Source organism: Bacteroides cellulolyticus (assembly GCF_025567135.1).
Taxonomy (GTDB): Bacteria; Bacteroidota; Bacteroidia; order Bacteroidales; family Bacteroidaceae; genus Phocaeicola; species Phocaeicola cellulolyticus.
Window position 1 is genome coordinate 19,665 of sequence record NZ_JAOQJJ010000028.1, and the last position, 12,605, is coordinate 32,269.

Annotated in this window: 5 protein-coding genes and 1 rRNA gene; all 6 read left to right on the top strand. The window is 43.6% G+C overall.

Annotated features, from left to right (window positions below):
• Positions 1 to 284 precede the first annotated feature (284 nt).
• Positions 285 to 4,799 (top strand): glutamate synthase large subunit, encoded by a 4,515-nt coding sequence (gltB, locus tag OCV82_RS14490; RefSeq protein WP_154045066.1) that lies wholly within the window; start codon positions 285 to 287, stop codon positions 4,797 to 4,799.
• A 77-nt stretch (positions 4,800 to 4,876) separates the two neighbouring features.
• Positions 4,877 to 6,220 carry a glutamate synthase subunit beta gene (locus tag OCV82_RS14495; protein WP_154045067.1) on the top strand — a complete coding sequence of 448 codons (1,344 nt, stop codon included), beginning with the start codon at positions 4,877 to 4,879 and terminating at the stop codon, positions 6,218 to 6,220.
• Positions 6,221 to 6,342: 122 nt separating this feature from the next.
• Positions 6,343 to 8,037 (top strand): asparagine synthase B, encoded by a 1,695-nt coding sequence (asnB, locus tag OCV82_RS14500; protein ID WP_154045068.1) that lies wholly within the window; start codon positions 6,343 to 6,345, stop codon positions 8,035 to 8,037.
• Between the two features lie 75 nt (positions 8,038 to 8,112).
• On the top strand, positions 8,113 to 8,916 hold the full coding sequence (gene dapF / locus OCV82_RS14505) for a diaminopimelate epimerase (RefSeq protein ID WP_154045069.1): 804 nt from the start codon (positions 8,113 to 8,115) through the stop codon (positions 8,914 to 8,916).
• 55 nt (positions 8,917 to 8,971) lie between these two features.
• Positions 8,972 to 10,201 (top strand): LL-diaminopimelate aminotransferase, encoded by a 1,230-nt coding sequence (locus OCV82_RS14510; RefSeq protein ID WP_154045070.1) that lies wholly within the window; start codon positions 8,972 to 8,974, stop codon positions 10,199 to 10,201.
• 811 nt (positions 10,202 to 11,012) lie between these two features.
• Positions 11,013 to 12,540, top strand: a 16S ribosomal RNA gene (locus tag OCV82_RS14515).
• Positions 12,541 to 12,605 lie beyond the last annotated feature (65 nt).

A 12,605-nucleotide genomic window follows, 5' to 3' on the forward strand; every position in this document is an offset into this window, starting at 1 on the left:
CAAAAATAAGTATTTCCTGCTTAAAGAATATGTTTTATAATATATATAATTTGATTTTTTTAGACTTAAACTTATAAATCAAAACAAAAATATCATATTTTGATTACAGTTTTATTTTTATAGCACTTATTGGACAAGCGTTTTGTAAGCATTTTAGAGTCGTTACTATCTTTTTTTTAAGAAATTGTATATGAAAGTAATCACAAAACACATAAATATCTACTTTTGTAGTGCAAAATAATACATATAAACGGGAATTTAGTACGTAAAGAAACCAAAACGCAATGAAAGAGAATCATTTTATCAGAGAAAATGCTCTTCAGGGATTATATAGTCCGTCAAATGAGCATGACGCCTGTGGTGTAGGAATGATAGTCAACCTGCATGGCGCAAAGTCGCATGAATTGATCGACTCTGCCCTGAAGGTGTTGGAAAACATGAAGCACCGTGGAGCAGAAGGAGCAGACAGTAAAACAGGTGATGGTGCAGGTATCATGATTCAGATACCGCATGAATTTATTCTTCTACAAGGTATTCCGGTTCCTGAAAAAGGTAAATATGGAACAGGATTGGTGTTTATGCCTAAGGATAAAGCCTCACAGCAGGATATCATGAGCGTAATGATAGAAGAAATAGAGCGTGAAGGGATGACGTTGATGCATGTACGCACAGTGCCGGTAAACTCGGATATATTAGGTAAGGACGCGCAAGCTACAGAGCCTGATGTAAAGCAGATTTTTGTTACAGCCGGGGCTGACGAGGCAGAGCTTGAGAAAAAACTGTATATCATCAGGAAAAAGATAGAGAATAGAATACAACACAAAGACTTCTATATAGTGTCACTTTCCAGTAAGAATATGGTGTATAAGGGAATGCTTACTTCTACACAGCTTCGTGAATATTATGCAGACCTTACACAGCCATATTTCACCAGTGCATTGGCTTTGGTGCATTCGCGTTTCAGTACGAATACATTTCCTACATGGAGTCTGGCACAGCCTTTCCGTATGATGGCCCATAACGGCGAGATAAACACAATTCGTGGTAACCGTGCCTGGATGGAAGCCAGAGAAAGTGTTTTGTCGTCAGAAAGACTTGGCGATATTTCTCAAATACGTCCTATTATACAGCCTGGCATGAGCGATAGTGCCTCAATGGATAATGTACTTGAATTTTTCGTTATGTCAGGTCTTAGTCTGCCTCATGCGCTTGCCATGATGGTACCTGAGTCTATAAACGAGAAAAACCCTATCAGCCAGAAACTTAAAGACTTCTATGAATATCATTCCATATTGATGGAACCGTGGGACGGTCCTGCCGCATTGCTTTTCAGCGACGGAAGATATGCCGGAGGAATGCTTGACAGAAACGGCTTGCGTCCTGCCAGATGGCTGGTTACCAAGAATGGAACTATGGTAGTTGCCAGTGAGACAGGTACAATAAGTTTCAATCCTGATGAAATAGAAGCTAAGGGAAGACTGCAGCCTGGCAAGATATTATTGATAGATACACAGGAAGGTAAAATATATTACGATAAAGAAGTTAAAGAAGATCTGGCATCGGCTTTACCTTACACAGAATGGCTGGCAGCCAACAGAATAGAGCTTGATACTTTGCGCAGTGGACGTAAGGTGGAAAATTCTGTGAAGGATGCAGGAAGAAGACTTCGTATCTTCGGATATACCCGCGAAGATATTGAGCGTACTCTTACTCCTATGTGTGCCGCAGGTGCGGAACCTACAGCGTCAATGGGTAACGATACTCCTTTGGCGGTATTGAGTGAAAAACCTCAGTCGGTGTTCAATTATTTCCGCCAGCAGTTTGCGCAGGTTACTAATCCGGCTATCGATCCTATACGTGAAGAACTTGTCATGTCTCTTACTGAGTATATCGGTGCCGTAGGAAGCAATATTCTCAGTCCGAGCGCAGGACATTGCAAGATGGTGCGTCTGCCGCATCCTGTGCTTACTAATACACAGCTTGACATTCTCTGCAATATCAGATACAAGGGATTCAGTACTGTTAAGTTGAAAATGGTATTCAAGGCTTCGGATGGCGAGGAAGGACTTCGCCTGGCTATAGAGAATCTGTGTAAGAGTGCGGAAGAGGCTGTTGATGCCGGTGCAAACTATATAGTGCTTTCAGACAGGGATGTAGATGCTGAATATGCACCTGTGCCTTCACTTATTGCTGTAAGCGCAGTTCATCATCATCTGATTTCAGTACAGAAACGTGTGCAGACAGCGTTGATAGTTGAAAGTGGTGAAGCGCGCGAAGTTATGCATGCTGCATTGCTTTTGGGATATGGAGCGAGTGCAATCTGTCCGTATATGGCTTTTGCGGTGATAGACGGACTGGTGAAGAAAGGTGATGTACAGCTTGATTACGCTACAGCTGAAAAGAATTATATTAAAGCTCTCTGCAAGGGATTGTATAAGGTTATGAGCAAGATGGGTATTAGCACGATACGTTCATACCGAGGAGCTAAATTGTTTGAGGCTGTTGGCTTGAATACAGAGGTAATGAGAAGATATTTCGGTACCGACGTGTCAACAATAGGCGGAGCTGGTATCGGCGATATAGCTCACGATTACCTCAGGTTCCATCGTTCGGGTGTTGCTATATCTGAAGATGAGGCAGGAGCATTGCTTGATCATATCGGTCTTTTCTCTTACAGAAAAGATGGTGAACAGCACGCATGGAACCCCGATACTATAAGTTTGCTTCAGCTTGCTACACGTACAGGCAGTTATAAAAAGTTCAAGGAATTTACAGCTAAAGCAGATAAAAAGGAAAATCCTATTTTCCTTCGCGACTTTTTCGGTTTCCGCAGGAATCCTATCAGTATAGACCAGGTGGAGCCAGTAGAAGATATAGTGAAACATTTTGTTACTGGCGCAATGTCGTTCGGTGCAATTAGCAAGGAGGCTCATGAGGCTCTTGCATTGGCAATGAACAGTCTTGGAGCAAGAAGCAATACCGGTGAAGGTGGTGAAGACAGCAACCGATTCTCTGAAATTTATCATGCCGAAGACGGAGATATCAGTCTGTGCAGCAAGACCAAGCAGATAGCTTCGGGACGTTTCGGAGTGACTACTGAGTATTTGGTCAATGCCGAGGAAATCCAGATAAAGGTGGCACAGGGAGCAAAACCGGGAGAAGGTGGACAACTGCCGGGATTTAAAGTTGATGAAGTAATTGCCCGTACACGTCATTCTATTCCTGGAATATCGCTTATTTCTCCTCCACCTCATCACGATATATATTCTATAGAAGACCTTGCGCAGTTGATTTTCGACTTGAAGAATGTCAATCCGCGAGCTGCTATAAGCGTTAAGCTGGTGGCTGAAAGTGGTGTTGGTACCATTGCGGCAGGTGTGGCAAAGGCTAAGGCCGACCTGATTGTGATTTCAGGAGCCGAAGGTGGTACAGGTGCCTCTCCTGCTTCGTCAATGAGATATGCCGGTATTCCGCCTGAGATAGGTCTGAGCGAAACTCAGCAGACTCTTGTGCTGAATGGTCTTAGAGGACAGGTACGTCTGCAGACTGACGGACAGCTGAAAACAGGACGTGACATAATAAGTATGGCTTTGCTGGGAGCTGAGGAATTTGCTTTTGGAACTTCTGTACTGATAGTGTTGGGATGTGTTATGATGAGAAAATGTCATACCAATCTGTGTCCTGTCGGAGTAGCTACTCAGGATGAGAAATTGCGTCAGCATTTCCGTGGACATTATAAATATGTTGTCAATTATTTCCGTTTCCTGGCAGAAGAAGTAAGAGAATATCTGGCAGAAATGGGATTCACAAAACTGGAAGATATTGTAGGACGTACAGATCTTATTCAAGTTGATTCTTCGGACAGTAAAGGAAAAATGTCAGGTCTGGATTTCGGAAGAATTTTACATAAAGTAGAGAGCAATGCTGACATTCATCATACAGCCGACAAGCCTCTTGACTTATTGGGTATAAAGGATAGGGCTATGATTTCGGCGGCGAAAGAAGCCTTGGATAATAAGAAGCCTGTTGAGCTTGAATATACTATTTCCAATACAGACCGTTCGGCAGGTGCCATGCTATCAGGTGAGGTGGCAAGAAGATACGGTCATGCAGGTTTGCCTGACGGTACTATTAACGTGAAGTTTAAAGGTTCGGCAGGACAGAGTTTCGGTGCGTTCCTGACTTCGGGAGTGACATTCCGTCTGGAAGGCGAGGCTAACGACTATGTTGGAAAAGGTCTTAGCGGTGGACGTATCTGTCTGTTGCCTCCGTCAGGTTCACTGTTCGACGCATCTAAGAATACTATTGCAGGCAATACTCTGATGTATGGTGCCACTAAAGGTGAAGTTTATATTAACGGACGTGTAGGAGAGAGATTTGCAGTGAGAAACTCAGGTGCAATAGCCGTTGTTGAAGGAGTTGGCGACCACTGCTGTGAGTACATGACAGGCGGACGTGTGGTAGTGCTTGGCGATACCGGAAGAAACTTTGCTGCCGGTATGAGTGGCGGTATAGCTTACGTGTGGGATCCTGAACATCGTTTCGACTATTTCTGTAATATGGAGATGGTGGAGCTTAATCTGCTTGAGGACTCTGCATCACGTAAGGAGTTGATGGAACTTATCGAACGTCATTGGAGATTTACCGGTTCGAAACTGGCCCGCACCTTGCTTGATGAATGGCAGAATCATATAGATGAATTCATCCAGGTTACTCCTATAGAATACAAACGTGTTCTGGCCGAGGAACAGATGAAGAAACTGCAGCAGAAGATTGCGGAGGTACAGAGAGACTATTAATAATGAATAATGAACAATTAATAATTAGGAGTGATGTCATCCGCTCATTATTAATTCTTAATTTTTAATTGAATAACATGGGAAATCCAAAAGCATTTTTAAATATACCTCGACAAGAGGCCGGCTACCGTCCTGTTCACGAACGTGTTGCCGATTATAGTGAAGTGGAACAGACACTCAACACTAGCGAACGTAAATTGCAGGCCAGCCGTTGCATGGACTGTGGAGTACCATTCTGTCATTGGGCTTGCCCGCTGGGAAATCGCCCTCCCGAGTTTCAGGATGCATTGTGCAAAGGCGACTGGCGCAAGGCTTACGAAATATTGAGCGCTACAAACGACTTTCCTGAATTTACAGGTCGTATCTGTCCTGCTCTGTGTGAGAAATCGTGTGTACTGAAGCTCAGTATAGACTCTCCTGTAACTATTCGCGAAGATGAGGCTGCCGTTATTGAGGCAGCATTCCGCGAAGGATATATCTCTCCGAAAAAATATGAAAGAAACGGGAAAAAGGTGGCTGTGATTGGTTCGGGACCTGCCGGACTAGCAGCTGCAAACCAACTGAACAAACGTGGATACGAAGTTACTGTGTTCGAACGCGATGAGATGCTTGGAGGTCTTTTACGATATGGAATACCCAATTTCAAGCTTGGAAAGAATATCATAGACAGGCGTCTCAGGATAATGGAAGCTGAAGGTATAATCTTTAAGACTAATTCAGAAATTGATTTGATGAAACTACCTGAAGGTTTTGATGCGTATGCCGTATGTACAGGTACTCCACAGGCTAGGGATTTGTCAATACCGGGACGTGAACTGTCAGGTATCCATTTCGCTATGGAGATGCTGGCACAGCAGAACAGAGTGCTTGCAGGGCAGGAAATCGCAGAGAAAGACAGGATATCTGCCCGCGGAAAGCATGTACTGGTAATTGGTGGTGGAGATACGGGTAGCGACTGTATAGGAACATCTCATCGTCAGGGTGCGTTAAGTGTTACTCAGATAGAAATTATGCCTAAGCCTCCGGTTGGACATAATCCTGCTACTCCTTGGCCACAGTGGCCAGTTGTGCTGAAAACAAGTTCAAGCCACGAAGAGGGATGTACACGTCGCTGGTGCTTGAATTCAAATAAGTTTGTTGGCAAAAATGGAAAGGTGACAGCAGTGGAAGTTGAAGAAGTAGAATGGATTCCGGCTGCAGATGGCGGACGTCCTGTAATGAAACCTACAGGCAAGAAAGATACAATAAAGGCAGACCTTGTCCTGTTGGCTATGGGATTCCTGAAACCTCAGCTTCCTGAATTGCCTGCGAATGCAGTTGTGGCAGGTGATGCCGCTACAGGTCCGTCGCTAGTGGTGAAATGTATCGCTGCGGGACGAAAGGCGGCTGCGGAGATAGATAAGATGATAATGACTAATTAAAAATTAATAATTAAGAATTAATAATTAGTGGAGATGCTATCCACTCATTTTTAATTCTTAATTGAATAAGTTTTTAATTGAACTCGTTTTTAATTATTAATTTTTAATTCTTAATTACAACTATGTGTGGTATAGCATGTATTTTCAATATAAAACAGCAATCGCCTGAGTTGAGACAAAAGGCTCTCACTATGGCGAAACGCATACGCCACCGTGGACCGGATTGGAGCGGGATATATTGCGGTGGCTCTGCAATTATGGCACACGAGCGTTTGTCGATAGTCGATCCTCAGAGTGGTGGACAACCATTATATTCGCCTGACGGAAAACAGATTTTGGCAGTAAACGGTGAAATTTACAATCATCGTGATATACGTGCGGAATTTGCAGGAAAGTATGATTTCAGTACAGGAAGCGACTGCGAGGTAATACTGGCTCTTTATCGTCAGTACGGAGTCGATTTCATAGAGAAACTGAGTGGAATATTCGCTTTCGCACTTTATGATGAAGAACGTGATGAGTTCCTTATAGCCCGCGATCCGATAGGAGTGATACCTCTGTATATAGGACATGATGCTGACGGTAAAGTATATTGTGCGAGTGAATTGAAAGCTCTGGAAGGAATGTGTGATGAATATGAACCTTTCTTGCCAGGACATTATTACTGGAGTCGTGAAGGTAAGATGCACAGATGGTATAACCGCAACTGGACAGAATATGAAGCAGTGAAAGACAGATATACTGAGATGCCTGATGATGAGGCGTACAAAGCTCAGGTGAGTGATGTACGTTTGGCTTTGGAAGATGCTGTGAAGAGACAGCTTATGAGTGATGTCCCATACGGCGTATTACTTTCCGGCGGACTTGACTCGTCTGTTATTTCTGCCGTAGCGAAACTGTTTGCCGACAAACGAGTGGAAACTGATGGAAAACAGGATGCATGGTGGCCGCAGCTTCATTCATTTGCTGTAGGGCTTAAGGGAGCGCCCGATCTGGAAAAGGCCCGTCTTGTGGCAGAACACATCGGAACAGTACATCACGAAATAAACTACACTATCCAGGAAGGTCTTGACGCTATACGCGATGTGATTTATTATATAGAGACTTACGATGTCACTACAGTACGTGCATCTACTCCTATGTATCTTTTGGCAAGAGTCATCAAGTCGATGGGTATAAAAATGGTGTTGAGTGGTGAAGGTGCTGATGAGGTTTTCGGAGGTTATCTGTATTTCCATAAGGCACCTGATGCACGTGCATTCCATGAAGAGACAGTACGTAAACTTTCAAAACTTCATCTTTATGACTGTCTGCGTGCCAATAAGTCGCTTTCTGCATGGGGCGTGGAAGGCAGGGTACCTTTTCTTGATAAGGAGTTTCTTGATGTGGCTATGCGTCTTAATCCGGCTGTCAAGATGTGTCCCGGCAAGGAGATAGAGAAGAAGGTTGTGCGTGATGCATTCTCCTCACTTCTCCCTAAGGAAGTGGCATGGCGACAGAAGGAGCAGTTCTCCGATGGTGTAGGCTATTCATGGATTGATACTCTGAAAGCGGTGACTTCTGCGGCAGTTACAGATGAGCAGATGGTACATGCAGCAGATCGGTTCCCTATCAATCCGCCTCAGAACAAAGAAGAATATTATTATCGCAGCATATTCGAAGAACATTTTCCTAGTGAATCGGCTGCCAGATCGGTTCCTAGTGTTCCTAGTGTAGCCTGCTCTACGGCCGAAGCTTTGGCTTGGGATGCATCGTTCAAAGGAATGAACGATCCTAGCGGACGTGCTGTGGCAGGAGTACATGAATCGGCTTATTGAGGTATTAGTCGTTTGTTTTTAGTTTAAACAACTGACAACCAACAACTCTTTTCCCAACAACTAACAACTAAAAAGATGAATATCAGATTTACAAAAATGCATGGTGCCGGTAATGACTATATCTATGTCAACACTATCCAATATCCTATAGATGACCCTGAAGAGCTGGCTGTGGAGTGGAGTAAGTATCACACCGGAATAGGCAGCGACGGACTTGTACTTATAGGAGCGTCGCAAATTGCTGATTTCAGCATGCGTATATTCAATGCCGATGGCTCGGAAGCAATGATGTGCGGTAATGCAAGCCGTTGTATAGGCAAATATCTTTATGAGGAGGGACTGACGGCAAAGACCGAAGTAACACTGGAAACCCTTTCCGGAATAAAAATTCTGAAACTTCATTTGACAAATGATAATCATGTGGATGCTGTAACTGTCGATATGGGTGCTCCTAATGTTTTGGGAAAGGTTCAGTTAGGCGACGGTTATGGATATACGGAAGGAATTTCTGTATCAATGGGTAATCCTCATTTGGTGATATTTGTAAATAATATATCAGAGGTGGACATCAATACCGTAGGACCGGCGCTTGAGAAACATCCGTTGTTCCCTAATCGTGTAAATGTTGAGTTCGCACAGGTTTATCAGGATAGAAGCATTCGTATGAGAGTATGGGAACGAGGTTCTGGTATAACCATGGCATGCGGTACAGGGGCCTGTGCTACAGCTGTGGCGGCATCATATATCGGCAAGTGTGGCAGGGAATCATCGGTGATAATGGATGGTGGCACACTTAAGATTAAATGGAATGAAGCAGACGGGCATGTATATATGACAGGTCCTGCTGTAAAAGTTTTTGATGGAGAGATAGCTATTTAAGTTTTTAGGTCTAACAACCAACAACTCTCTTCTAACATCTAACAAATTAAATATAATGGCGCAAATTAACGATAATTTTCTGAAACTGCCTGGCAGTTATCTTTTCTCGGACATAGCAAAGAAAGTGAACAGCTTCAAGGCGGCAAATCCGAGCATCGACCTTATCAGACTAGGAATAGGTGATGTTACACGTCCGCTTCCTGAAGCTTGTATCAAGGCTATGCACCGTGCTGCAGATGAGTTGTCTTCATCTGCATCATTTCACGGATATGGTCCTGAACAAGGGTATGATTTTCTGATAGAGGCAATTATAAAAAATGATTTCGAATCACGTGGAATAAAACTTTCAGCTCATGAAGTTTTCATAAATGATGGAGCAAAGAGTGATACTGGAAATATAGGCGATATTTTCAGTCGTGAGAATAAGATAGCTGTTACCGATCCTATTTATCCTGTATATATAGACAGCAATGTTATGGCTGGTAGGGCAGGAGAGTTGGCTAGTGACGGATGCTGGAGCAACATTACATATATGCCTTGTAATGAGGAGAATAATTTTGTCCCTTCATTGCCGATGGAGCGAGCAGACATAATATATTTGTGCTATCCCAATAATCCTACTGGTACGACACTTACCAGAGATGAGTTGAAGAAATGGGTTGACTATGCTCTGGCAAATGATTCTATAATATTCTTCGATGCTGCATACGAGGCATTTATACGCGAGGAGAACGTTCCGCATTCAATATATGAGATAGATGGGGCCAGACATTGTGCCATAGAATTCAGAAGTTTTTCTAAAACAGCCGGATTTACAGGAGTACGTTGTGGCTATACTGTAATTCCTGATGAACTTGTTGCTACAGCTGCTGGGGGTGCGAAAGTTCAGCTCAATAAATTATGGTTGAGGCGCCAGTGTACAAAATTTAATGGTACAAGTTATATCACACAGCGTGCTGCCGAGGCAATATATTCTCCTGAAGGTAAGGAACAAGTAAAAGCGAATATCGACTATTATCTGGAAAATGCACATATAATGCGCGAAGGTTTGATGAAATCCGGAATGAAGGTTTATGGAGGAGTAAATTCGCCATATCTGTGGCTAAAGACTCCTGAAGGTTATGATTCATGGAAATTCTTCGATACTCTGTTGGAGAAAGCACATTTAGTTGGTACTCCGGGTGTAGGTTTCGGTCCTTCGGGCGAAGGTTTTCTTCGACTTACTGCATTCGGAAAACGCGAGGACTGTATAGAGGCTATGCAACGTATTGAGAAATATATATAAACATGCCATGTCCTGCCAATTTTCATGGCATTAATTACAATCTGTTTTGGTTTTATATGTATTTAGTAGAAGCGAAACTGCAGCGATGTAGTTTCGCTTTTTTTCTTGTTTCATACGTTTAAAAAAATGACCTTTCGTCTTAGGCAAAACGTGCGTACGTTTTGGATTGAATGTGCGCCCATTTTAAATCGAACGTGCGCACGCTTCGAAAAGCGAAGTTTTATGCCATAAATAATATATGCCTGTATATAATTTACTAAATATTATTATGTGTATAAATTTTACTATTTGATATAGCTTTCAAGATTACTAAATTATTATTGAACTCTTTTTCTTTGATTTACAGTATATTACGCCAAAAGTGATATTTTTTTTGAAAAAAAGTCGTTTAAACTATTGCAGGAATGAAAAAAGTCTGTACCTTTGCATCCGCTTTCGAGAGGGAGAGCGGTTAAGTTGACATGCTGAAGCTGAGTAAGGAGATATGAAAATCCTTTTGAGTATCTTACCTTGTAGTAGCAAGGGAGCGAGAAAGAAAGTATGGTTTTTAAACTGAAAAAAACTTTTTCAAAAAAAACTTTCGAAAAAGTTTGGTGGTTAAAAATAAATCCCTTATCTTTGCAAACGCTTTCACTTCCAAAACGAAAGAAAGTTCTTTGAAAGATTTTAGATAAACAAACAGAATGTAGTACAAGCGTCACATTATATATATATGATGTGATGAAAAGTAAGAATAAACCGTCAATTTTAAAGATAAAACGGTATCCTGAACAGAGACAAAACACATCCTAACGGATGTACAAGATATTTTACAATGAAGAGTTTGATCCTGGCTCAGGATGAACGCTAGCTACAGGCTTAACACATGCAAGTCGAGGGGCATCGGGATTGAAGCTTGCTTCAATCGCCGGCGACCGGCGCACGGGTGAGTAACGCGTATCCAACCTTCCGTTTACTCAGGGATAGCCTTTCGAAAGAAAGATTAATACCTGATAGTATGGTAAGATTGCATGATAGTACCATTAAAGATTCATCGGTAAACGATGGGGATGCGTTCCATTAGGTAGTAGGCGGGGTAACGGCCCACCTAGCCTACGATGGATAGGGGTTCTGAGAGGAAGGTCCCCCACATTGGAACTGAGACACGGTCCAAACTCCTACGGGAGGCAGCAGTGAGGAATATTGGTCAATGGGCGAGAGCCTGAACCAGCCAAGTAGCGTGAAGGATGAAGGTTCTATGGATTGTAAACTTCTTTTATAAGGGAATAAAGTGCTTTACGTGTAGAGTTTTGTATGTACCTTATGAATAAGCATCGGCTAACTCCGTGCCAGCAGCCGCGGTAATACGGAGGATGCGAGCGTTATCCGGATTTATTGGGTTTAAAGGGAGCGTAGACGGGATGTTAAGTCAGCTGTGAAAGTTTGGGGCTCAACCTTAAAATTGCAGTTGAAACTGGCGTTCTTGAGTGCGGTAGAGGCAGGCGGAATTCGTGGTGTAGCGGTGAAATGCTTAGATATCACGAAGAACCCCGATTGCGAAGGCAGCTTGCTGGAGCGTAACTGACGTTGATGCTCGAAAGTGTGGGTATCAAACAGGATTAGATACCCTGGTAGTCCACACGGTAAACGATGGATACTCGCTGTTGGCGATATACGGTCAGCGGCCAAGCGAAAGCATTAAGTATCCCACCTGGGGAGTACGCCGGCAACGGTGAAACTCAAAGGAATTGACGGGGGCCCGCACAAGCGGAGGAACATGTGGTTTAATTCGATGATACGCGAGGAACCTTACCCGGGCTTAAATTATGCATGAATGATCTGGAGACAGATCAGCCGCAAGGCATGTATGAAGGTGCTGCATGGTTGTCGTCAGCTCGTGCCGTGAGGTGTCGGCTTAAGTGCCATAACGAGCGCAACCCTTTCTGCCAGTTACTAACAGGCAATGCTGAGGACTCTGGCGGTACTGCCATCGTAAGATGTGAGGAAGGTGGGGATGACGTCAAATCAGCACGGCCCTTACGTCCGGGGCTACACACGTGTTACAATGGGGGGTACAGAAGGCAGCTTACCGGCGACGGTTGGCCAATCCCTAAAGCCCCTCTCAGTTCGGACTGGAGTCTGCAACCCGACTCCACGAAGCTGGATTCGCTAGTAATCGCGCATCAGCCACGGCGCGGTGAATACGTTCCCGGGCCTTGTACACACCGCCCGTCAAGCCATGAAAGCCGGGAGTACCTGAAGTGCGTAACCGCGAGGAGCGCCCTAGGGTAACACTGGTAATTGGGGCTAAGTCGTAACAAGGTAGCCGTACCGGAAGGTGCGGCTGGAACACCTCCTTTCTGGAGTGATACCGTAATAAAGATATCAAGAAGGTTTATGCTTCTTGTACTACAGGCAAGTTTGT

Bases quoted from the DNA above. Each gene is read 5' to 3' on its own strand.
- gltB (WP_154045066.1), top strand. From the start codon at position 285: ATGAAAGAGAATCATTTTATCAGAGAAAATGCTCTTCAGGGATTATAT.
- OCV82_RS14495 (WP_154045067.1), top strand. From the start codon at position 4,877: ATGGGAAATCCAAAAGCATTTTTAAATATACCTCGACAAGAGGCCGGC.
- asnB (WP_154045068.1), top strand. From the start codon at position 6,343: ATGTGTGGTATAGCATGTATTTTCAATATAAAACAGCAATCGCCTGAG.
- dapF (WP_154045069.1), top strand. From the start codon at position 8,113: ATGAATATCAGATTTACAAAAATGCATGGTGCCGGTAATGACTATATC.
- OCV82_RS14510 (WP_154045070.1), top strand. From the start codon at position 8,972: ATGGCGCAAATTAACGATAATTTTCTGAAACTGCCTGGCAGTTATCTT.